General features: G+C 46.9%; 29 protein-coding genes. 10 read left to right on the top strand and 19 right to left on the bottom strand.

Going from position 1 to position 20023, the window contains the following annotated elements; translation table 11 throughout:
* Positions 1-16: 16 nt before the first annotated feature.
* Positions 17-145, bottom strand: a complete 129-nt coding sequence (locus QUB35_RS29630) for a hypothetical protein (RefSeq protein WP_333145227.1) — start codon at positions 143-145, stop codon at positions 17-19.
* Positions 146-391: 246 nt separating this feature from the next.
* Between QUB35_RS29630 and QUB35_RS29625 the strand changes: the two genes are divergently transcribed.
* The 4 genes from QUB35_RS29625 to QUB35_RS29610 all read left to right on the top strand — a co-directional run bounded on the left by QUB35_RS29625 (position 392) and on the right by QUB35_RS29610 (position 3558).
* Positions 392-685, top strand: a complete 294-nt coding sequence (locus QUB35_RS29625; protein ID WP_333145226.1) for a hypothetical protein — start codon at positions 392-394, stop codon at positions 683-685.
* A 32-nt stretch (positions 686-717) separates the two neighbouring features.
* Positions 718-1254, top strand: coding sequence for a hypothetical protein (locus QUB35_RS29620; protein ID WP_333145224.1), 537 nt, complete (start codon positions 718-720; stop codon positions 1252-1254).
* Positions 1255-1328: 74 nt separating this feature from the next.
* Positions 1329-2906, top strand: coding sequence for an IS1182 family transposase (locus tag QUB35_RS29615; RefSeq protein ID WP_333145222.1), 1578 nt, complete (start codon positions 1329-1331; stop codon positions 2904-2906).
* 88 nt (positions 2907-2994) lie between these two features.
* Positions 2995-3558: an SMI1/KNR4 family protein gene (locus QUB35_RS29610; protein ID WP_333145221.1), complete on the top strand. Its 564-nt coding sequence runs from the start codon at positions 2995-2997 to the stop codon at positions 3556-3558.
* A 313-nt stretch (positions 3559-3871) separates the two neighbouring features.
* Here QUB35_RS29610 and QUB35_RS29605 read toward each other — a convergent pair whose 3' ends face one another.
* The 15 genes from QUB35_RS29605 to QUB35_RS29535 all read right to left on the bottom strand — a co-directional run bounded on the left by QUB35_RS29605 (position 3872) and on the right by QUB35_RS29535 (position 10372).
* Positions 3872-4030: a hypothetical protein gene (locus QUB35_RS29605; protein ID WP_333145219.1), complete on the bottom strand. Its 159-nt coding sequence runs from the start codon at positions 4028-4030 to the stop codon at positions 3872-3874.
* Positions 4031-4051: 21 nt separating this feature from the next.
* A complete protein-coding gene (locus QUB35_RS29600) occupies positions 4052-4255 on the bottom strand; it encodes a hypothetical protein (protein ID WP_333145217.1) in 204 nt (67 codons plus the stop codon).
* On the bottom strand, positions 4255-4431 hold the full coding sequence (locus tag QUB35_RS29595) for a hypothetical protein (protein WP_333145216.1): 177 nt from the start codon (positions 4429-4431) through the stop codon (positions 4255-4257). Before QUB35_RS29595 ends, QUB35_RS29600 begins: the two co-directional genes overlap by 1 nt.
* The gene (locus QUB35_RS29590) at positions 4421-4873 is read right to left on the bottom strand and encodes a hypothetical protein (RefSeq protein ID WP_333145215.1); all 453 of its coding nucleotides are present in this window, start codon (positions 4871-4873) and stop codon (positions 4421-4423) included. The genes QUB35_RS29595 and QUB35_RS29590 overlap by 11 nt, the downstream gene beginning before the upstream one ends.
* A 5-nt stretch (positions 4874-4878) precedes the next feature.
* Positions 4879-5091 carry a hypothetical protein gene (locus QUB35_RS29585; RefSeq protein ID WP_333145214.1) on the bottom strand — a complete coding sequence of 71 codons (213 nt, stop codon included), beginning with the start codon at positions 5089-5091 and terminating at the stop codon, positions 4879-4881.
* A complete protein-coding gene (locus QUB35_RS29580; protein ID WP_333145213.1) occupies positions 5084-5338 on the bottom strand; it encodes a hypothetical protein in 255 nt (84 codons plus the stop codon). The genes QUB35_RS29585 and QUB35_RS29580 overlap by 8 nt, the downstream gene beginning before the upstream one ends.
* Before the next feature lie 14 nt (positions 5339-5352).
* The gene (locus QUB35_RS29575; protein ID WP_333145212.1) at positions 5353-5484 is read right to left on the bottom strand and encodes a hypothetical protein; all 132 of its coding nucleotides are present in this window, start codon (positions 5482-5484) and stop codon (positions 5353-5355) included.
* A complete protein-coding gene (locus QUB35_RS29570; RefSeq protein ID WP_333145211.1) occupies positions 5474-7501 on the bottom strand; it encodes a hypothetical protein in 2028 nt (675 codons plus the stop codon). Before QUB35_RS29570 ends, QUB35_RS29575 begins: the two co-directional genes overlap by 11 nt.
* Entirely contained in the window at positions 7501-8040 is a 540-nt protein-coding gene (locus tag QUB35_RS29565) for a hypothetical protein (protein ID WP_333145210.1), read from the bottom strand. The genes QUB35_RS29570 and QUB35_RS29565 overlap by 1 nt, the downstream gene beginning before the upstream one ends.
* Before the next feature lie 14 nt (positions 8041-8054).
* Positions 8055-8780: a hypothetical protein gene (locus QUB35_RS29560; protein ID WP_333145209.1), complete on the bottom strand. Its 726-nt coding sequence runs from the start codon at positions 8778-8780 to the stop codon at positions 8055-8057.
* A 66-nt stretch (positions 8781-8846) separates the two neighbouring features.
* Complete coding sequence (locus QUB35_RS29555; RefSeq protein WP_333145208.1) at positions 8847-9137, bottom strand: hypothetical protein; 291 nt, start codon at positions 9135-9137, stop codon at positions 8847-8849.
* A 13-nt stretch (positions 9138-9150) separates the two neighbouring features.
* Positions 9151-9366: a hypothetical protein gene (locus tag QUB35_RS29550; RefSeq protein ID WP_333145207.1), complete on the bottom strand. Its 216-nt coding sequence runs from the start codon at positions 9364-9366 to the stop codon at positions 9151-9153.
* A 3-nt stretch (positions 9367-9369) separates the two neighbouring features.
* Positions 9370-9579, bottom strand: a complete 210-nt coding sequence (locus QUB35_RS29545) for a hypothetical protein (RefSeq protein WP_333145206.1) — start codon at positions 9577-9579, stop codon at positions 9370-9372.
* Between the two features lie 2 nt (positions 9580-9581).
* Positions 9582-9758, bottom strand: a complete 177-nt coding sequence (locus QUB35_RS29540; protein WP_333145205.1) for a hypothetical protein — start codon at positions 9756-9758, stop codon at positions 9582-9584.
* Positions 9755-10372: a hypothetical protein gene (locus tag QUB35_RS29535; protein WP_333145204.1), complete on the bottom strand. Its 618-nt coding sequence runs from the start codon at positions 10370-10372 to the stop codon at positions 9755-9757. The genes QUB35_RS29540 and QUB35_RS29535 overlap by 4 nt, the downstream gene beginning before the upstream one ends.
* Before the next feature lie 171 nt (positions 10373-10543).
* Here QUB35_RS29535 and QUB35_RS29530 point away from each other — a divergent pair, with 171 nt between their 5' ends.
* From QUB35_RS29530 to QUB35_RS39280, 6 genes are all read left to right on the top strand, one after another.
* The gene (locus tag QUB35_RS29530) at positions 10544-10801 is read left to right on the top strand and encodes a ribbon-helix-helix domain-containing protein (protein WP_333145203.1); all 258 of its coding nucleotides are present in this window, start codon (positions 10544-10546) and stop codon (positions 10799-10801) included.
* Between the two features lie 46 nt (positions 10802-10847).
* Positions 10848-11420 (top strand): hypothetical protein, encoded by a 573-nt coding sequence (locus tag QUB35_RS29525; RefSeq protein WP_333145202.1) that lies wholly within the window; start codon positions 10848-10850, stop codon positions 11418-11420.
* A 563-nt stretch (positions 11421-11983) separates the two neighbouring features.
* Positions 11984-12166 carry a hypothetical protein gene (locus tag QUB35_RS29520; RefSeq protein WP_333145201.1) on the top strand — a complete coding sequence of 61 codons (183 nt, stop codon included), beginning with the start codon at positions 11984-11986 and terminating at the stop codon, positions 12164-12166.
* A 206-nt stretch (positions 12167-12372) separates the two neighbouring features.
* The gene (locus QUB35_RS29515; RefSeq protein ID WP_333145200.1) at positions 12373-15735 is read left to right on the top strand and encodes a plasmid replication protein, CyRepA1 family; all 3363 of its coding nucleotides are present in this window, start codon (positions 12373-12375) and stop codon (positions 15733-15735) included.
* Positions 15729-16199, top strand: coding sequence for a hypothetical protein (locus QUB35_RS29510; RefSeq protein WP_333145199.1), 471 nt, complete (start codon positions 15729-15731; stop codon positions 16197-16199). The genes QUB35_RS29515 and QUB35_RS29510 overlap by 7 nt, the downstream gene beginning before the upstream one ends.
* A 393-nt stretch (positions 16200-16592) precedes the next feature.
* Positions 16593-16703, top strand: a complete 111-nt coding sequence (locus QUB35_RS39280) for a Tn3 family transposase (RefSeq protein WP_445252078.1) — start codon at positions 16593-16595, stop codon at positions 16701-16703.
* A gap of 691 nt (positions 16704-17394) precedes the next feature.
* Here the strand turns inward: QUB35_RS39280 and QUB35_RS29505 are convergent.
* The 3 genes from QUB35_RS29505 to QUB35_RS29495 all read right to left on the bottom strand — a co-directional run bounded on the left by QUB35_RS29505 (position 17395) and on the right by QUB35_RS29495 (position 19359).
* Positions 17395-17523 (bottom strand): hypothetical protein, encoded by a 129-nt coding sequence (locus QUB35_RS29505; RefSeq protein WP_333145197.1) that lies wholly within the window; start codon positions 17521-17523, stop codon positions 17395-17397.
* Between the two features lie 168 nt (positions 17524-17691).
* Positions 17692-17892, bottom strand: a complete 201-nt coding sequence (locus tag QUB35_RS29500) for a hypothetical protein (RefSeq protein WP_333145196.1) — start codon at positions 17890-17892, stop codon at positions 17692-17694.
* Positions 17893-18048: 156 nt separating this feature from the next.
* On the bottom strand, positions 18049-19359 hold the full coding sequence (locus QUB35_RS29495) for a leucine-rich repeat protein (protein WP_333145195.1): 1311 nt from the start codon (positions 19357-19359) through the stop codon (positions 18049-18051).
* Positions 19360-20023: the final 664 nt, after the last annotated feature.

Raw genomic sequence — 20023 nt, 5'->3', positions numbered from 1 at the left:
GCGATGGGAGGGTTCGCTAGCGGTCGGGCAACTGTTGCTGATAGTCTTGGAGCTCGCTGAGTTTGGCTTGTAGCGCTGCGATTTGGGCATTCGTGGCGTCAATTTTTGAGGCGATTTGAACGAACTTGTTAGCTAACAGAGTCATTGTTCTTTGTCCTTTGGTTGTGGGTGCTGGTTGTGGAGCGTATGTAGCGAGCGGTTTGTGTCGTTTCCGTTTCGCTATATTTGTATACTAGCATGATGTCTAGTATTAGTTAGCATAGACACTAGACACCAAGCCCAATTAAGATGCTAGATAAAAAGCTAGAGGCGCTAATTTTAAGCTAGCGTAATACTAGACAATTAAATAGCATTATGCTAGACTGCGGCTAGTTTATTACTAGACAAGACTATGACGAGCAAAACCAATAAGCCCGAAACCCCTACAAATAAAAGGCTTCAACTCAACTTGAGACTGGACGGACGGGAGGATTTGCTAGAAGCTATCAAGGCCACCGCCGAAACCAACGGCTTAAGCGTCAATTCTTGGGTTGTGGGGTTGCTGGAGTCAGCGACGGGGATGAAACCTGCTAGTGCAGCGCCGACAGGTGGGGATTTAGAATCAACCATCGCCCCCCTGCTAGACAAGTTGCTAGCAGAGAAGTTAGCCAGCTTTGAGGAACGGCTGGGAAAATTGAGTGCCTGAGCGAGGGCAACGATGAATCGCTCAGGCTTGAATTGCAGGCTGATGTAGGTTGGGTAGAGCAAGAATTGAATGAGGTTCGCGGCGATTGCCGAGTGCTCAAGGAGGAACGCGACGAAGCCCGCGCGGACTACGCCAAGCTTCTAGAATCTAGTACCGCAGTGGCGGACAATCTGCGAGAGGATATTCGGCAATTGCGATCGCAACTCGAAGCCGAACGCGCCGATCGCCAGCAAGTCCAAGCTGAACTCTCCGACCTGCAAGCGCAACTTGCAACACTGACAGCCGATCGTGCCGCTTCCCAAGCCGAACTCCGATCGCAACTTGCAGCAGAACGCACCGATCGCCAGCAACTCCAAACCGAATTAGCCTTCCCACGGGAAGAACTGGCAAAACTTAAAGAAAATCCGTCGCCTGCTGCCGAACAGAACCCGCCACCAGCGATCGAATTACCAGAGGCCGCCGACTTGCTCAACCAGTTGAAAGCTAAGCGGAAAAAGTCGAGGGCGGACTTGGCAGACGTTGAGGAAATCTTAGAAATCCTAGGGCGTCGGTTCAGTACCTGGGGTTGACAAAACGGCTCAGCTATGCATAACTAAAATTGACGACCCGATTAAATGTAAGCGCTCATTACGGAGTAAAGTCTATGCGTCCTCCTTTGTGGCACCCCCCAGTAGAGCTATCAGATTCAGAACAGGTAATTATTAATCGCATCAAAAAAGCCAAGCTTTTTACTTTTCTTCGCCTGAACCGTCTGTACATATTCAATGATGAGTTTCAAGAAGAACTTGCCACAATTTTTAAAGACAGCACAATGGGCTACTGTCCCATCGCACCAGCACAATTGGCTTTAGCCACTATTCTCCAAGCTTATATGGGGATTTCTGATGATGAAGTGATTGAAGAGCTAGTCATGGACCTCCGATGGCAATTAGTTCTGAATTGCCTGAACTGCGAAAAACCACCATTCAGTAAAGCCACTTTAATAAGATTCAGAAGCGCCTTAATTAAAAAAGGCGTTGACCAGCGTTTAATTGACCGTACTGTAGAAATTGCCAAGCTCAAAGGAGGCTTTGGTTCGGCTCAGTTAAGAGCTGCATTAGATTCCTCTCCATTATGGGGTGCAGGTAAAGTAGAAGACACCTATAATCTCTTGGGTCATGCTCTGCGTAAGGCGTTGAGTATCATAGCTGTACAGCAGGGGTGGGGGCTGGCAGAAATAGCCAATGAAGCGGGAGCGGATTTTGTCAATAGTTCCAGCTTAAAAGCCGCATTAGATTTAAACTGGGATGACCCTGCCGAAAGCCAAAATGCCTTATCAACTATACTAAACAGCCTGAATTGTGTAGAAGAATGGATGCAACAGCAGCCTAATCCTGATGAAATAGAAGAGGCACAAGCTCCTCTCCAGGTTGCCCGATTGATTGAATCCCAAAATGTGACAGTAGACTCAATGGGAGTGCCGAAGTTGACCAAAGGAGTCGCTAAGGACCGACGCATTTCTATTGAAGATCCAGATATGCGGCATGGACGAAAAAGCCGCTCTCAAAAAATAGATGGTTATAAACGCCATATTCTTAAAGATTTAGATATAGGGGTGATTCGGGCTGTGGCTGTAACCCGTGCTAATACACCAGAATCTGCTGCCACTGTTGACTTAGAAGTTGACTTGAAAAGACAAGAGGTTCAGTTACATGAGCTACATATTGACCGAGCTTATTTATCGAGTCATTGGATAAAAGAACGCTCCGAACAATTACAGATATTTTGTAAGGCATGGCCGGTAAGAAACTCAGGACGATTTGATAAAAACGCTTTTGTTTTTGACTGGGAAACCCAGGTAATTAGTTGCCCCAATCAAATTATTATGCCGTTTGAACCCGGTAAGGTCGTTCATTTTCCCAAACCGGAGTGTGCTGCTTGTCCCCTGAGAGAACGCTGTACTACGAGTAAGAATGGCCGCAGCATATCTATCCATCCCGATGAAGTATTGATGCAGGAATTACGTCAGCGTCAATCTACCTCAAACGGTCGCGCACAACTGAGGGAGAGAACGTCTGTAGAACACTCTCTAGCTCATATCGGACAATGGCAGGACAAACGTGCTCGTTATATTGGACAGCGCAAAAACCTCTTCGATCTCAGACGAGTGGCTGTTGTCCATAATCTTCATGTCATTGCTCGAATGAATGAGGTTTTACCAATACAACAGGCCGCACTGTAGCTGAATCAAGCAGGTAGATACACATTTGCTCGGTTTGGTCAAGTCTTTTTACTGAACCGACGCCCTAGGGGGGGATATCAATTAAGGTATGCAAGAAATTTGGACATATATAGAATCTTGGCTTTATGCAAATGCCCCCAAAATGCTCGACACTTTGCAACCTGGAGCTTCTGATACTCAAATCAAAGCAGCAGAAGATTTTCTCTGTATTCAATTCCCGGCAGAAGTTAAGGCTTCTTATCGTATTCATAACGGGCAGTCAGATGATGGCTATGGCTTTTTAGAAGGGAAGGAATTTCTCTCTTTAGAGCGTATACAAGAGGAATGGGCGGTGTGGAAAGAACTTTTAGATGCCGGGCAGTTTGAAGACTTTAAAAGCTCCCCTGATGCAGGTATTGGCTCTGATTGGTGGAGTCCACAGTGGATTCCGCTAACCTATGACGGAGCAGGTAATCATGATTGTCTAGACTTGAATCCTGGTGACGGTGGAAAGCGTGGACAAATTATTACAATGTGGCACGATGAACTTGAAAGGCAAATTGTTGCGCCAAGTTTTAGGGAGTGGTTGGAGCAATATGCTGAAGGCTTGAAATTAGGACAGTTTGTTTTTTCCGAGGAAGACGGAGGTATAGTCAACGTAGATGATATGTAAGCTGCCACGTCAACTCACTGGGCAGACTTGAAAGGTTTTTGACAATTAGCCTTACAAAAGTTTACAACGTGATTCAGAATCTGAGAAGGAAGAACTTAACCACGAATTAAAGGCATTGTGGATGCGATCGTAGATTCTTTGGAATAGTTAATTGAACTCAACCGATCGCCCGAGCGCCCAAAACAGAAAACCCCCCGGCGATGTCGGAGGGTTTTTTCACAATGGGTAATCGATAACTGGTAACTGGTAACTGGAATCACCCTTTACCCTAATTACCAACACTATAAACGGCTTCAGGAGTTTTGGCGCTCGGTTAATTCGATTCGCACTTTTTTATTTTTTTCTCGTGCTGAAACTTTTCTGCTTCCCAGCCCGATCGAGAAGCGGGAGATTGCAAGTCCTCCTTTTTCCCGCCGCTTTGATAGTGATGCTGGCCCTTTACAAACTCAAAATGAAATTCTTGATTTTCCATAATTCTTGCTCTCGTTTATGTTCAGCGGGCGATGTTCAGTGCGGGCTCGAAAGGGCAAACCATGCAAGTGACCAAAAATGGGGTTTCCTCTTCTAGCTTTTGCAGTTCTTCCCCACTACAGGTTTCATAGAATATTGCGGGAATATTCTGCAAGTATTCGTGCGGGGTATCCCGCCCACAGTTGGAGCAATGATAATATCCCTCTGGCAATTCATCGTTTTCCATTAGTTAGCCCCTCCTTTTCCTTTCTGGGCTTCGATTTCCTGCAACTGAAGCTTTATCTCCTCAATTGCCTGTGCGGTATCCATCAATCCAATTTTGATATCTACTTTCAGTTTTTCGGTGGCTGTATCGATTCTGTTTTCTAGGGCTGCCAGTTGTTCTAGCCTTTTAAGTTCCACTTGCTCCTCCTTTGATGAATGCAATCTGTTCATGGGTTAGCTGCTGAATTTGCTGCGGTGGCTGCCAGCGATGGCCCCAGTTCTGGCGAAGTTTGGAAAGTGCGAGCGGACTGGGGAAGAATTCGGCCGCTTCTACCCAAACCCCAATTCCTGATTCCTGTTGGGCATAATAATCATGGAATTGCGCCCGCGATACTCTTGCCAGTTTGCCTTGCTCCGATGCCCGCCACAGTCGATCGACAGTCAATGATTGGCGCTTCAGAACCCGGACAATTCCTAGCAGTTCAGCAGTCGGCAAGGTGGCATAAATTACAATAGTATCGCCCGGTTTTAGGGATGCTCCAAAGCTACCTTTTCGGAGTTCGATTGTTTTGGGATTGCGGTCGAGGAAGAACGCATCAGCCCACGTCGGACGGACTGAGATTAAGTATGTGTTAGTCACTTTTTTTACCCCCCTTCAATCCTCTTCCAGCCCAACTCTAGAAACTTAAAGATTTCAGAATCCTTACCGAGAGATTCTTGGATTTTCTTTGCTGCCATCACCGCATCCTTTTGAATTAGCTCGGTGTCGGTGATGGTGCTAGCCAATTGCACCGATGAGATAAGCGCCAGGGCTTCAGTCGGTGTGAGGTTTAGGGATGTGCTGTTGGTATTATTCATCTGCATCCTCATCCCGTCTCAATGCCTCCCGTAAAGCCTCCAATTTAGCTACAGCTACATCAATAGAAGCGCTGGCAGTATCAATCAATTGTTGTTCAGATTCCTCCAGCCAAGACGTATCTGTAAAAGGATTACAAATGTGTGCTTCGGCTCTGAGCTTTGCAGCTTGCAAGAAGGCGATGCAGGTAGCTAATTCATCAGGAATTGGCGGGTTGCCAGAATGTTCGTACTGTTTACTAATTGGCATTGTTTTTCTCTCCTTCAGTTGTAATCGTGGTTGGTCAAATCATCCTCAACAATTATGTTCCCGCGTCTTACAAATTCTGCAAAAATGGCATCGAATATGGGGTCGAGAATGAAGTCCGGGAGGACGCTTAATAATTTACTGAGCATTGTCGTTACCTTCTCCTTTCATTAAGTTTTCAAGCATGGTTCTTGCATCTATGTAGCGATGATTATTCCTTCCCCCATCCTTCAAGCCCCAGAGCAACCAAATCGTTTTTTGTTTACCCAACTTTTTGGCAATTAATAACCTAGCTAGCTGCACCCGTTCCTGATGGTCTGTCAGCGGGAATTCCTCAGAGAAGACAGGTGCGGAAGTTTCCGTGAGTACATCTGCCAAATAGTCCTCTAAACTGCGTTCTGAGGCTTCCACACCTTCGGAGGTTTCCGACCCTTCCGAGCCTTTCTCTCCCTTCCCGTAAGGGTTCTGGAGGTTTCCCCAATCTTGACTGGCAGGCGCATCATCCTTCCCAAATGAACTGTCAGAGGTGTCGGCTTGACCGCTGGAAGCTTCCACACCAGACACAATTTGATGCTGTTGTTGGTAGTGCCTAACGTCCGCTTGAAGGCAAACTGTAGGGGGTTCCAAAGTGGAGAGCATAATCGGTCGTTCGTGCTGTTTTGAAATGGGTTTGAGGTCGTTAAATTCGACTAATAGCGCCTGCCGTACTTCCTTGTTTTCAATGATGGAATGAGTGGCAATCATGTTTGCGAGAACGCCGTAAGAGTCGTTAACAAAACCGAATTCGTCGGTGTAGTAATTGCCCAGTCCTATTAGATTGAAGTTCTGGCGGATATTGGAATCGGCTTTCATGCCTATAGCCAACAAATAGAAGCTCTGCAAGTCTGCCCAAAACCCGACGTTGAAGTCTCGACCGTTCAAGCCAATATCACACAGTTCTACTAGGTAATTTGATGCTTTTACATCGGGATGAGAAGCCATTTCTTGGAGCGCTGAATTGATACTCAGCCAGTCAGCAAGCAGCAGTCGCACGGGTGACATACTTGCTCTTTCGTGTTCTTTTTTTCTCCTTCTGGTGTCGTAAATTTCCCAAACGTGATGGATTCTGTCGAGCGTAGCTTTGAGGTTTGTGATTTCAAAAAGTGTGACTCTGCCCTTCTCTCTCAGCCCACAATAACTATCATTCTTTTGGCTAACTACCCAGAACTCGGTATCAGGGCATTTCTCTAAAAGCAGCGAGATTAAACAAGCTTGCGTGACTGTCTTTCCGCCTCCACTTCCGGCAATTAAAAGCAGCGACAGCCGAGAGCCAGCGACTTGTTTGAGGATGGCAATTGCTTTGGTTTCGGACGGATGAAGCAGATGCGATACTGTTGCCGATTCAATAGCTGATGCTGAACCCGATTCTACTTTGTCGCTAGGGTTGTTAATACCGTCGAGTGTTTGAGTACCTGTCAACTGAAAGGGAGTCTTTTGGTTTCGCAAAAAGGCGATGTATTCTTGCTTCTTCTCATCCGACAATCCCGCAGTTTCTGCATCAAAAACTGCTTCCTCAGCTTCCATTTGAGCGATGCGGATATCGGCTTCACCCAAGACTTCGCACTGCTTCAAAACCACGGCACAATCATTCGCGACTGCCTCTAAATCACCCTCGGTCTGTACTTCTTTAATCCTCATTATCCGCCAATCTTCCAGTAGCTCGGTACGAGCATTCAGTTGACCTTTTGCTAGGTCACATTTCTCTGCAATAGCTTCATAATTGGCAAGCTGACGCTCGGAATTCTGCAAGCTCCGAAACCCAATACCTGCCACCCAAAAACTGCTACCAGCGAGAGCCATCCACAATGCTTTATGCGGATTTGTGGCGGGGATTCTTTTATGGAAAACCACGTTGGGATTAGCCTTCCACTTCTCTGCGTGGTACTCGGTCATTATGTACGGTTTGCCTGCCTTGTCAACGCATTGCAAAGCACTTTTATTGCGGATGCAGAGCTGCACCCTATTGCTTGCCGTCCCCTGGATTGCGGTTATTCCGCTATACACTCCCAGTATCAGTGCCAAGGCAACTGCCGACAGCTTGCCAGCAATCGGGAGTCTTTCAAAGGTCAACAACAGAGCGCGGTTTGACTTAAGCAATTGAGCGTGTTTTTCGGTCAAGGGTGTCATTACTTGCTGACTCCTTTGGCTTTGAAGACTAAGCAGAAAACGATAAGCACAAGCGCAATTGAAGGCAAGTAATCAAAGTTACTGGAAGCAGGTTTTTTTACCGTCTGAATTTCTTTTATACCTGTCTCTAGACGTGGTTCTACATCGCTTACTTGCTGCAATTCAGTAACTGGCTCAGCAAGAGTAGCAAGCATACCGACCGTCACACCACCGCCGACAATTGCAGTAGGCAAGCGATGCTTCGATTGCCCGGTAATTTTGGCTAATAGATAAATCTGATAGATACCAATCGGCACTATCGAACCGCCTGCCACTTGCATCAAATGGAATGCAAAAACCACTGCTGAACCGATAGCTACGGGTGCGACTACTTCACATAGATTGGCAGCGTCCCGGTACTGGCGTTCAGCATTGGTTTCCTCTGGTTGCGGTTGCTCAATTGTTGGTGCTGTAACTTGTTGTTGCTGGTACTGTTGCTGTTGCTGTTGCTGTCCCCCTCCCGCAAAGGAAAGGGGACTTGACCCGATGAATTCGTGCATAAGTCCCCTCTTGCTTAACGGTTGTTGAGATTCATTACACCTGCGAACCAGCCCCCAAACCCTCTAGGCGAACCAGTTGCCGACACGCTGGCGCTGTTGTTGCTGGCAGATCCAATCGTCACTGGTACTTTGTCCTGGACTCCTTTGTCCGAGCCGACCGTGGCTCGACTGAGCAGCTTCTGTCGGCGTTCTCGGAGCGATTCTTGGATGGTTTGACGCTTTTCCGCCACCTCACCCCGATTTGCGATGGCCTCCATCTTGTTCTCGTGTCGCCACAGCTCAGCCTGTAAGTCGCCTGTGAGCTCAGAAGCAATCTCGGCTAACCCGTGCTGACGCTTGGTTTCAATCTTCAGCATTGCTGCACGGTCTTTGGCATCTAGTTGCTCCATCTCCGAGCCAAATTCCGCATTGAGCTTGCGGATTTTAGCGATGGCATTTCCGACTTTGGAGCCGAATTTCTTCCTAATTTCTGTCCATCTGACCTGACCATCGCTGATTTTTTCCAGCGACTCTAAGTAGCTTGTAGCGTTATCAAGGAAGGGTTCTAAAACTAAGGCAAGCTGTTCGGCATTGGCTGCTTTATCTGCCATCGCTTCAAGCTTCGTAACATCGCTCAAGTAAGAGAGAATGTCCGCCTCGGTGTCAGCCCACTCGCCCGCCTTCTCGTCAATGTATGGGCTGTGACCTGCTGCGGGATTGCGTATCGCTACGCTGCTAGTGTCATTGCGACCAAAATCCATAGTAAAATCTCCTTAGATGAGTCCCCCCCTTTTTGTTAAGGGAGGGAGGATTGTGCGGCCGGCCGATTACTTCTCTAGGGCGATCGGCTGGCTTTGATTTGTCATTTGGTTGAGCTTGTCAGATACTCGATCGCCCGCCGGATGACCAATAACGGGCAACAACTCCCCGCGCCGCCAGCTTTCCGAAAGTTCGATCGCCGTTGCCAAATCCAGTCCAACGGCCATAAATTGGCACTCCGGGAATCCGAGGTTATCGCAATTGATGCACGGACGCTCTGGCTCATCGGTAACAGGCGGCTGCAACTGAGCCCAGATTTCTGGATTGGATTCAGGCGTAATTTCAAAAACTTTGGTCATTGCTCAATCCCTCCTATTTAGAAACGCTTCCAGCATCATCTGAATTCAGATTAATGCTGTTGTTAATCGTGACGTTTCCGTGAATAATTGTTGGCTCCGAGACTCGCTTTGCGCCGGATTGGTAGCCCGTATCGTACCCAATTGCAAAGACAAGAGTGCCAGCTACAAGCGCACCGCCAACCATTATCTTTGTCAGGTTTTTATCGAAGTTTTTGTCATCATCAAGCATCGCCTATACCTCCTCAGATTTCACGTCAATTGCATCATCACCGTCTTTCGACAAATCCTTGCGTTCCGGCGTTGGTGAAGACTTATGGTTGATGACCGTGCCAGCGATAAAATCACCCTCGATTTTCTCGACATAGTTACCACCGTTCGTGTTAATAACCCGTTTGCCGGGTTTACCGTCTTCAAAATAAACACCGTTAACAATGCGTACCATTTTTAATCCCTCAAACTGTTGATTTGACCGAGTATTTCAATGCCCTTCGCGTCTGTAATCCCTTCTTCTCGGAGGCTCTGAGCTGCCACTACAACAGCGTCCTGAGATTTGTTGGCAACTACATTGAACACTCGCGGTGCGTTGTACTCGCGCTTGACTTGAACTTTGTAGTAGCTCATGATTCCGCCCCCAGTTTCATCGCCCGTAGCTGGGCTAAGACTTCCGCTTGGGCTTTCTGTTCGGCTTGAAAAACGGCCAGAGCTCGTGCAGCCCCACGGTTTTGAGCCGCGTTGATTTCGGCATTATCCAAGTCAGCATCGCGCTGCCCGGCCGCTTGGTTTTCGGTTGCGATTTGTGCCAGAAGTTGCATCACGTTTTGGTTCAGAGATGCCGAAGTAGAAGTCGCATTTTGGTTCAATTCGGCAATTCGCCGATCGAGCGCTGGCGTGTATTCGGAGATTGTCAGTGTTGAGACTTGCGAGGGAGAGGTCGCGGTTGGTGCTGTTTGTACCAGTTTCCGCAGTTCGCTGAGTTTTCCAGCATTCAGTAGTTTGCAAGCTTTAAGAGCAAGCTCGGAGTATTGGGTTGCTCGTGCAGCGCCCCGGCGTAAGGTTTTGATGTCGAGCCTGTAGATACTCTGAAGTTTAGAAATCGATTGTTGCAGTCCTGCTTTGCTCAGTCGGAGAAGCCCTTGGATTTGTTGGGCGGAATACCATTCCTCAGCATCCTCTGGCTCAGAGTCAATCGATAATTCGGCTTCAACGTCAATTACAGCAAGGTTTTCGGATTCCATCGTTCAGCCTGTTTTAAAAACGACATTTATCGATAAAAACGATTTCTATCGATGTGTGTTAATGTAGCAGATAGCTTCGGAAGCTGTCAAATATCTTCTGAAGTTATCCGAAAATACCCATTGAGGACAGCTTCTGAGGTTTACTGAAGATATCTGATATCTTCGGAGCTTATGGGAGTTACTAAAAAATCGAAAATTACATTTACTTGTGAGCCAAGTCTTAAGGACGGTTTAGAGGTATGGGCACAATCAGAAAGTCGCACTGTCTCAAATTTGATAGAGATGATTGTTCGACAGGCTTATCAAGAACGCTCTACTCCCGATCGCCCCACCGAACCGCAGCCAGCCACCGACCCGCAGCCAACAGAAACGAAGCCAGCAACAGTAGGAACAACCAAGCGGGGTAAGGCTAGTAAAGGTGCTAGTTGATGTCTAGCAATTATTTAGCAGATGTCTAGCAAAGGAGAAGATTTTAGTGACCGAATCAGTTAGAGCCGTTCGGGCTTCAGTGCAAATAGGTTCCCTTACAGTCGATGGGTTCATGTTACCAGACGGCAGTTACCGGATGAGCCAAACACAGGCGGCAGAATGCGTTGGCTTGTCAGAAAGAAACGCCCGCGAATTTTTGCAATCAAAAGCACTGAAATCTTTACTGGGAGAAGGTTATACGCCCGCGACTTCTGAAATAGAACCCGATGCACAGCAAGTGCGTGGGAGCAGTCGAATTCGGGCTTTACCGTTGGAAGTTGTCGGAGCTTACTGGTTATGGCAAACGGCACGAGGAAACAAGACAGCGTTAAGTCTGGTCATGTCTTTGTTGACTGAAACTCTCGAACGTCGCTTTGACGCTGCCTTCGGTGTTACTCGCACCGAGACTGAACGAAACGAGCTTCTGAGCCAGCGAGTTCAAGAACTCGAACAAGATATCCGAGAAGCGTTTTGGGTTGACGATGAAGCCAGAATCGAACGCGACCACTACGAACGGCTCCTCAGAGAGAACGGCATCGACCCTTGGGGAAATCCGGGGGCCAGAGATGAGTCTGGCTGAACAGCACAACAGCAAAACTGACTATCCCGTCTCAGCTATTCTGTTGATCACTCTTGGGTAGTTGTGGCGGTGCGGTCGATCGGCGGGTGTGGAGAGTTGGGGAAGTTTGGGCGATCGGCTTGAGTTTAATTACATTTAATAGTAAATACTTGTTTTTAATTGTATTTACCCGCCCTTCTTTTGCGTAAAGTATAAGTTTTTGCGCGAAGTACAAATCTTGCAAGCTTGAGCGCCTACCTTGTTTGTCAGGGTACTTCTACTCAAATTCTTGAACCTTTTTTGCGCTTGCGAAATCGCAAATATCTGATATTTGTTCGTGCATTAAACACAGTCAAGCTATTTCTGCAATAACTCTTAAAAGTTCTTTTGCGGAGCTGAGCCATCGAGCTGGGCGATCTGGTCTACAAGGTTTGTACTGTTTGAGGTAAATTTACAGGATTTAGGTAAATTTGTTGGATTTTAGGTAAATTTGTTGGATTTTAGGTAAATTAGCCACAAAGAGCTTGATCCAAATTGATTAGTACCGTACCATTGGTGATAACTGAAGCGAGGATGTGAAAAAAATGTCACGAAATTGGAAACGTTCTGTAACAGTTTATTTAACTGAGTCGGAATACCAATTAATTACAGGTAAAGCGTCGCAGCTAGAAACTTCTAGTTCAAGCTTTACTAAGCAAGCGCTCCTGATTTATTATATCAAGCATATAGAAAAGCATCTAAAGAATGCTGAACCTATTGCAGCGTAAAGCTTGCAAGCATTACTCTCACTCGTTTTAAGTCAAAAAAATCGCTGCACCTTTGGAGAGGCACAGCAAACAATTAATAAAAACTAATTTCAGTATATAGTAGTCTATCTACGTTTAGTTGATAACTTGCGGATAGACGGCGAACAATTTGCAGCCTCTCTTTTTTATAGGTGTAGCGGGCCCAACCTACCAAGGACGATCCCGCTATGGATACCATTGTACACTATACTGAACCGTTCAGTCAAAACCATTTATCGGCAAGTTTAGATAAGTTTGACAAAGATTACATAGAAAAACTTGTCTACAAGCATCTAGTAGAGGAATCAGGCATTGGCCCCGACCTCCTCCCCCTGAACTGCCCCTCTGCGAGCGGCCTCCCCGTCTACGACTTGCTTTACCGCGACACTGACAAAATACTCAAGTCCGGCGATGTCAGCGCTCAAGCAAGAAAGAATTACGGGAAGTGCGAGGGTGCGATCGGGTTCATAGTCAATGGCCGCTTCCGGCAACTAGACGGGCCGCCGATCGCATTCAACCGCAAGAAAGAAAACAAAGGATTTGGCAAAACTACAGAAAAGCTAGAACCGCGCAAATATCACCAGCCCTACGGGAAGCCATTGGAAGTGTTTTTCGCGCGGGTTACTCTTCGGATTTGGAAGAAGGTCGCAGCCAAAGCAAATTTGCCAATGCCAGAATTCCCCGTAATTGGGGTTGATGGGGAAGCGATCGGATTTTGGGAATGGGTAAAGGCTACCAAATGCCCGATCGTCATCACTGAAGGGGAAAAGAAGGCACTGGCGCTAATTTCTCGCGGATATGCTGCGATCGGATTACCGGGAATTAATACCGGGTATCGTGTAACCGAGCGCGGGGAAACAGTAACCAATCCCGACGGCACAGAATACCAGCGGGCAATTGCGCGGGAACTACACGCAGCGCTCCAATCGTTTGACACAGCAGGGCGTGTAATTACAATCATTTTTGATTACCGCGCCGGAGATTACCGCCAGAGCAAAGAATTTCGCGCCGCCACTACCACGGCCCGACTGCTTAAAAGTGCGATCGCCAAAATTGCCCTCCTACCAGGCCCCGACAAAGGGGTAGATGATTTTTGCGTGGCGGGCGGGGATATTGACGCGATGCTGGCAGATGCTAAGGATTACCGCAAGCTAGCGATCGAGAATCAATGGCGGCGCGCTCGGCGATATACCCCTACTCACACAATCAATTCCCGATACTTCCATGCACCCGCGCCCGCAGCAGGCACAGTCACGGGTATCAATAGCGGCTTGGCGACCGGGAAAACTCAATTCATAAAAGATATTATTGCCAGCAATCCAGAGGGCAAAATCATCGTGTTAGGGAGCCGGAATGGGTTACTACTCCAGACTGCCGAAAAATGTGGGTTTTATCATCTCAATGCTCACAATGGGTATTTGATGTTCCGCGACCCAAACGCCCGCTTATGCCTGTGTTTTGATTCCTTGCTCAAGCTTCCTTCTGAGATTTTTGAAGGGGCCACAATTATCCTAGATGAGGCCGAAAGCGTACTTCGGCATCTGCTGATGAGTCCTACTCTAAAGCGCGATCGGGAAGCAATTAAAGCTAGATTTACGGAGGCTTGCGGGGATGCAGACCGAATCATATTGTTGGATGGTCATTTGACTGATTTCTCGGTCAACCTTGTCGAGAAACTTGCGGGTAACAAAACAGTAACAAAGCACCTGAACGAATTTAAGGGAAATTGTCCTAAAGTCAGCGTTTATGAGACTGAAAAGGCAACCCCAACAGCAGCAGAAAAACAGGATTTTATCAATAAGATACTGGCTTCAGATTGCCCCGCAATTGCCACAGATTGCTCTGTAGCCGAAGCTGAAGCCCTTGCGGATACTCTCACAGAGGCAAAAGGGCCGGGACTGCTAATTTGCTCCAAAAATTCAAACGAGCCCGACCAAACGGAATTTCAAACTAATCCTGATGCTTGGATGGAAAAGGATAACCCGGCTTGGCTTATCTACAGCCCTACCTTAGAAAATGGGATTGATATTAGCAAATGTGGAAAGTTTACTGATGTGTTTGGGCTGTTTTGCGGGTTGCTGGGTGTTAATTCATTGATTCAAATGTTGCGACGGGTAAGACATCCGCTCAATCAAATCTCAGTTTTATGCCCAAAGCGCGGCCTCAGCGATAATCCCGATCGGCGCTCCTATTATGCAAGCCAAATCAAGCTTCAGATAGAGGCCAGCATCAATATAGAGAGTGCCTTGCTATGCCCCGCAGATTATCAGGAAGCTATCAGGGAGGAGATTAATCGGCAATTTGCCGATCCGCTTTTTGCGGCTTATTGCCATTTTGAAGCTCAGGAAAATCTGGAGAAATCTGAGCTAAGAGCATTTTTGATTGAAGCCTTGAGGGATGGCGGGTACGAAGTGGATGAGCCGATAATTGGGAATGATAAATCAGGCGATCATGCCGACAAAAAGGCCGCTTGCAAGGAAAAAGAAGCGCAGGAGATATTCGATTCTCCCGATATCTCATTAGAGGAAGCGCAAGAAATATCTCGCAGCAATAAAGCAAGATGGCCGGAAAGGTGCCAAGCCGAAAAATGCTATCTTAAGGCGCGGCTTCCGGGGATTGAGGATACGAAGCTTTGGGGCTGGGAATTGGTGCACCGCATTAGGAGCAAGGATAAGGCGCTGCTGAGCCAATTAGAAAATTCTTGGCTATTCCATAATCCAGATGATGCAGAATATTTGCAGAAATCTAAATGGGAATCGGGGAAATTTGAAAGCTTCCTCCCCGATCATTCCCCGCAATGGCTGAAGCTTAAAGCCCTTCATAAGCTGCAAATTTCCCAATTCCTGAATCCTGATGCTTGCTGGAATAGTGAATCCCCGGAAATAAAGAAGCTCTTGGAGGATGGGGACCGCAAGGATGCCCGAAAGATATTGGGGGAGCCGGGAGAGGATGGCATCAAGTATCTTAAGCGGCTGCTAGGACTGATAGGGATAGAGCTGGTGCATAGGCAAGTGCGGGGAGAGGATGGGAAGCGAATTCATGTATATCGCTATCAGCCCCAGCCCACTATCCGCTCATCTAGAAAAGGGCCTCTCCGAATATGCTCCTTGCCCGAAGATTGGCCCGAATTGGCTGAGCTTACAGCGGCCAGGATGAGCCAAAAAATCGAAGCAAAAAAGGCGGCTGTAAAATCGGCTGAAAGCTTTACCCCATCTGCTTTAGATGCTGTCACAGATAGTTCTGATTTTATTAATATAAATTTGGAATCATCTGTGACAGAAATTACCCCAGAAAATACAGCGGCGGGGAGCGCGGCGGGTGCTATTTCCCAAGTTGCGATCGAGGCAGAGGCAGAGGCAGAACATCTGATCGCCCGGTGGACAGGATGGGTTAACTGCTGGGGTAAATGGGTAGAAGCTCGTGTCGCTGGCTGGTGTGAGTACGGAACGCGCTATGTGGTGCAATACCTGCAAGCTAGCGGGGATATTGGGGAAATGCTTGTTTTTCCTGAGAACTTTGTGCAGCAGGCAGAGGGAGGTGCGCCATGTTAGAAACTACGCAACAGTCCCGATCGTCAGCCATGCACGTTGCTGAAACTGAGTGCGCTGATTTCATCCGCGCTGCCATTGCCAGCAATGATCGACAAACAGCCCTCGACATCAAAAATGTACTAGCCGATGTTTGCCCAAACGGTCACGCTGATCGCACCGCCATCTGGGCCGCACTTACCCAAACCGAACAGCAGCAATTCAAAGAGTTGCTAATCCCGATCACCGACAACTTCGCCAAGAGAATCAAACAGGCGATCGGCTGGAATTCGCCCGGAGTTGCCCTGGGTATTGATTGCGATTTGGAGGACGTGATCGACCGTGGTGAAGTGGTAGCGGCGGATGTGGTGGAAGCTGTCGGCGATCGGCACTTCCTAGAGTTTCAGGAATTGGTCGCGCGTTGCCCAAAATATTTTAGCGAACTCCCCGCACCGTCGATCGAAGCCGCCACCAAAAAAATTAGCTGATTTTTTGTGTGCCCTAAAGTCAGGCATTTGCAGTATAAAGTCAGGGGTTTGCAGTATAAAGTCAGGCAAGTGCAGGTATTTGCAGGGGGTACACTTTACCTGCATTTACCTGTAAATATCCTGCAAACGCCTGACTTTTTCGGTCAAATTACTGCTTTTTTGTGCAAGGACTGCCTTTGCTTGTTGAGGCTGGTTATGGCTGTTTAGTTTTGGTAGCAAGCAATGTTTTTGTGATCACAAACCATGACTAATGCGTGCAGACATAAAAATAATCCACCCCCATGAATATTGAGCATAGTGCTTACCCGCAGTTCAAACCTTATTGATATGGAATAAGGAACGACGGAGCGAGTGGCGAATGAAGCCCAAATGCCTTAATAAGAGCGGTAAGGTATGGGACAGGCACTGCGAAGTATTTTTTTGTGGGCATATATTAGCGATCGCTCTTTACGGCAAGAGATTACTGCTTGTACTCATAACGTGGAGAATTATAACTGCCATTGATAGCTAGGAGTCGAGCGACTGCTGTAAACCGAGCGACTACTGTAAACCGAGTCAGGCGGTAAATTTTTATCCGACTGTCAAGTTTTGTTAGACAACAACAGTTTAGCCGATTGCAAAGCGCGAGTCCGACAACAACATTTCACCCGACTGTCAAGGCTGACATAACGGCTGCTGTGTTGCCAATTTTCTCATACTCCTTATTTGATTTTTTATTCAATTTAGATAACGGCTGCTGCGCTGCCACTTTTCTCGCCCTTGCTCAACTTGATTCTTAATTCAACTTAAATACTGTAACTTGACTATTAAATCAATCCAGTCTTTGTTAAAAACGCTAAAAAATTAGCTAATTGTTGCGTCAGCTAAAATCAGGGATTTGCAGTATAAAGTCAGGCGTTTGCAGTATAAAATCAGGCGTTTGCAGGTATTTGCAGGGGGTGCACTTTACCTGTATTTACCGGAAAATATCCTGCAAACGCCTGACTTTTTCGGTCAAATTACTGCTTTTTTGTGTCGAGCGTACATTTGCCTGTTGAGGCAGGTTATGGCGGTTCTTTCTCGGTAGCAAGCAATGGTTTTGTCCGTACAAACTCTGACTTTTACGTGCAAACAAAAAATAATGCACCTTTATGAATGGGGCATTCTAGGTGTCAAGCGACTTGATTTTTACCCGATATTCGGCTGTGCCGATCGCTCACATTGCTCCTGCTGTTGTGGCGGTTTTTGTGGCAGCCCAGGCATCAATTGCCGCAACTTTCTCATCGCACCTGGGTAGCGAGTGAGCGGCTTGACCGACAGCTCGATCGCCCATGACGGAGCTCATAGAATTAAACAGGCGAGTGGCTACCAATCTGGCATCGTATCTTCAGCTATTGAGGAGGATTTTGCGGAGGCAATCGACGCGGGCCTTTCTTGCATCGGTCGATATTGTGGCGATAGTTGACGAGACGCAATTTGAAGAGTTTGAGCAGCTAAAAGGTGATGGGCGATCTCATGAAAACGCATAAAAACGCATATTGCGGAAAGTTTTCCTAGGTCTGCCGCTCTTGGATTTTCCCTTGCTGACCACGGAGAAACCAGGAGCGATCGGCTTGGCAGGTAGCCCGATCGCTCCTGGTTGATTCCCCGGTAAATCGATAGCGAATAAGGAAGCCACCATTTCTATAAACGGATAGGCGGGGCCGTAAGACACGATTAATTACCGTGCAGTTAATACCATTTCCATAAACGGACATCAGTGCTGCTTTGAGGGAAAACTGAGGAAAAAAAACACTATTTTTATAAACGGATAGGCAGGGAAACTCAACTTTCCCCACCTAAGACTTGGAACTGCTACAGCTAGCTCAGCTTATTCATATATTTTCAGCCTCGGCAATTGTTTGAGCGTCTCTGGAATGGAGGTAATCTGATTGTCATTGAGGCGAAGCTTTCTCAGATTCGAGAGTTGCCCGAGCGCCTCTGGAATGGAGGTAATCTGATTGTCATTGAGGTAAAGCCATTCCAAATTCGAGAGTTGCCCGAGTGTCTCTGGAATGGAGGTAATCTGATTGTTACTGAGGCCAAGTTCTGTCAGATTCGACAGTTGCCCGAGTACATCTGGAATGGAGGTAATCTGATTGTCATTGAGGCGAAGCCCTTTCAGATTCGACAGTTGCCCGAGTGCCTTTGGGATAGAGGTAATCTCGTTGTTACTAAGGTAAAGCCATTCCAGATTCGACAGTTGCCCAAGTGCCTCTGGAATGGAGGTAATCTGATTGTCATTGAAGCCAAGCTCTGTCAGATTCGAGAGTTGCCCGAGCGCCTCTGGGATGGAGGTAATCTGATTGCTATTGAGATTAAGTGATGTTAGCTTTGACAGTTGACCGAGTACATCTGGGATAGAGGTAATTTGATTGTCATTGATGCCAAGGCATTTCAGATTCGACAGTTGCTTGAGCGCCTCTGGAATAGAGGTAATCTCATTGCCATTAAGGTAAAGCTCTCTCAGATTGAACAGTTGCCCGAACACTTCAGGGATGGAGGTGATCTGATTGCTCTTAAGGTTAAGCTCTCTCAGCTCAAACAGTTGCCTCAGCGTTTCAGGGATGGAGGTAATCTGATTGCTATTGAGATTAAGCGATGTCAGCTTTGACAGTTGCCCCAGCGTTTCAGGGATGGAGGTAATCTGATTGTTATTGAGGTTAAGCCATATCAGCTTTGACAGTTGCCCCAGCACCTCTGGGATAGAAGTAATCTTATTGTAACCAAGGTAAAGCGTTGTCAGATTGAACAGTTGTCCGATCACTTCTGGAATGGAGGTAATCTGATTGTTATTGAGTTTAAGCCATTCAAGATTGGACAGTTGTCCGATCACGTCTGGGATGGAGCTAATTTGATTCTTACTGAAGTCCAGCCCTACTAGGTTGGACATTTGCCCAATTACGTCTGGAATGGAGCTAATCTGATTCTCACTGAGGGAAAGCTTTGTCAGATTAGACAATTGCCCGATCATGTCTGGGATGAAGCTAATCTGATTGTTACGAAGGTCAAGCTCTCTCAGATACGTAAACTTGACAATTTCCGGTGGCACTTCTCCCAACTGCAACCCCGATAAATTTAGTTTTATTAATTTTTCATCGGCGACTCGCTCAATTCGTCGCCCTGCTTCCTCTCGGGTCATGTCGTTTACCTTTCAGTAATATTCATTTTATTGTGACCAGAATTTAGCCTATTGGAAAAAACGTGTATAAACACGTTTAGGACTTGCAACCACGAAAGCTTCATCAGGATAAGTTCATTACTTGACCGACGTTGCAACGATCACAGACTCTCTTGCCCTTAAAACACCGTATTAGGGTCTGCTCTTAACCTGCCTTCATACCAACAGTTTAGCCGATTGCAAAGCGCGGGCCCGACAACAGCAATTTATGCAACTGTCAAGGCTGACATAACGGCGGCTACGCTGCCAATTTTTTCGCACTTCTGAAATTTGATTTTTAATTCAACTTACCAAGCCACAACTTGACTATTAAATCAATTCACTTGTTGTGAAAAACGCTAAAAATTAGCTAATTTTTGTGTGCCCAAAAGTCAGGCATTTGCAGTATAAAGTCAGGCGTTTGCAGTACAAAATCAGGTATTTGCAGGTATTTGCAGGGGGTGCACTTTACCTGCAAATGCCTGTAAATATCCTGCAAACGCCTGAATTTTTCGGTCAAATTACTGCCTTTTTGTGCTGTTCGTGCCTTTGCTTGTTGAGGCTGCTTTTGGCTGTTCTTTGTTAGTAGCAAGCAATGTTTTTGTGATCACAAACCAGACTTTTACGTGCAGAAACAAAAACGATG

Source organism: Microcoleus sp. B13-B6, from assembly GCF_036705405.1.
Taxonomy (GTDB): domain Bacteria; phylum Cyanobacteriota; class Cyanobacteriia; order Cyanobacteriales; family Microcoleaceae; genus Microcoleus.
The sequence above is the reverse complement of the archived record's forward strand: the minus strand, read 5'-3'. Positions and strand labels throughout refer to the sequence as shown.

Coding starts and splice junctions, on each gene's coding strand:
- QUB35_RS29630 (WP_333145227.1), bottom strand. CDS start 145: ATGACTCTGTTAGCTAACAAGTTCGTTCAAATCGCCTCAAAAATTGAC.
- QUB35_RS29625 (WP_333145226.1), top strand. CDS start 392: ATGACGAGCAAAACCAATAAGCCCGAAACCCCTACAAATAAAAGGCTT.
- QUB35_RS29615 (WP_333145222.1), top strand. CDS start 1,329: ATGCGTCCTCCTTTGTGGCACCCCCCAGTAGAGCTATCAGATTCAGAA.
- QUB35_RS29610 (WP_333145221.1), top strand. CDS start 2,995: ATGCAAGAAATTTGGACATATATAGAATCTTGGCTTTATGCAAATGCC.
- QUB35_RS29605 (WP_333145219.1), bottom strand. CDS start 4,030: ATGGAAAATCAAGAATTTCATTTTGAGTTTGTAAAGGGCCAGCATCAC.
- QUB35_RS29600 (WP_333145217.1), bottom strand. CDS start 4,255: ATGGAAAACGATGAATTGCCAGAGGGATATTATCATTGCTCCAACTGT.
- QUB35_RS29585 (WP_333145214.1), bottom strand. CDS start 5,091: ATGAATAATACCAACAGCACATCCCTAAACCTCACACCGACTGAAGCC.
- QUB35_RS29580 (WP_333145213.1), bottom strand. CDS start 5,338: ATGCCAATTAGTAAACAGTACGAACATTCTGGCAACCCGCCAATTCCT.
- QUB35_RS29575 (WP_333145212.1), bottom strand. CDS start 5,484: ATGCTCAGTAAATTATTAAGCGTCCTCCCGGACTTCATTCTCGACCCC.
- QUB35_RS29570 (WP_333145211.1), bottom strand. CDS start 7,501: ATGACACCCTTGACCGAAAAACACGCTCAATTGCTTAAGTCAAACCGC.
- QUB35_RS29565 (WP_333145210.1), bottom strand. CDS start 8,040: ATGCACGAATTCATCGGGTCAAGTCCCCTTTCCTTTGCGGGAGGGGGA.
- QUB35_RS29560 (WP_333145209.1), bottom strand. CDS start 8,780: ATGGATTTTGGTCGCAATGACACTAGCAGCGTAGCGATACGCAATCCC.
- QUB35_RS29555 (WP_333145208.1), bottom strand. CDS start 9,137: ATGACCAAAGTTTTTGAAATTACGCCTGAATCCAATCCAGAAATCTGG.
- QUB35_RS29550 (WP_333145207.1), bottom strand. CDS start 9,366: ATGCTTGATGATGACAAAAACTTCGATAAAAACCTGACAAAGATAATG.
- QUB35_RS29545 (WP_333145206.1), bottom strand. CDS start 9,579: ATGGTACGCATTGTTAACGGTGTTTATTTTGAAGACGGTAAACCCGGC.
- QUB35_RS29540 (WP_333145205.1), bottom strand. CDS start 9,758: ATGAGCTACTACAAAGTTCAAGTCAAGCGCGAGTACAACGCACCGCGA.
- QUB35_RS29535 (WP_333145204.1), bottom strand. CDS start 10,372: ATGGAATCCGAAAACCTTGCTGTAATTGACGTTGAAGCCGAATTATCG.
- QUB35_RS29530 (WP_333145203.1), top strand. CDS start 10,544: ATGGGAGTTACTAAAAAATCGAAAATTACATTTACTTGTGAGCCAAGT.
- QUB35_RS29520 (WP_333145201.1), top strand. CDS start 11,984: ATGTCACGAAATTGGAAACGTTCTGTAACAGTTTATTTAACTGAGTCG.
- QUB35_RS29515 (WP_333145200.1), top strand. CDS start 12,373: ATGGATACCATTGTACACTATACTGAACCGTTCAGTCAAAACCATTTA.
- QUB35_RS29510 (WP_333145199.1), top strand. CDS start 15,729: ATGTTAGAAACTACGCAACAGTCCCGATCGTCAGCCATGCACGTTGCT.
- QUB35_RS39280 (WP_445252078.1), top strand. CDS start 16,593: ATGGGACAGGCACTGCGAAGTATTTTTTTGTGGGCATATATTAGCGAT.
- QUB35_RS29505 (WP_333145197.1), bottom strand. CDS start 17,523: ATGAGCTCCGTCATGGGCGATCGAGCTGTCGGTCAAGCCGCTCACTCG.
- QUB35_RS29495 (WP_333145195.1), bottom strand. CDS start 19,359: ATGACCCGAGAGGAAGCAGGGCGACGAATTGAGCGAGTCGCCGATGAA.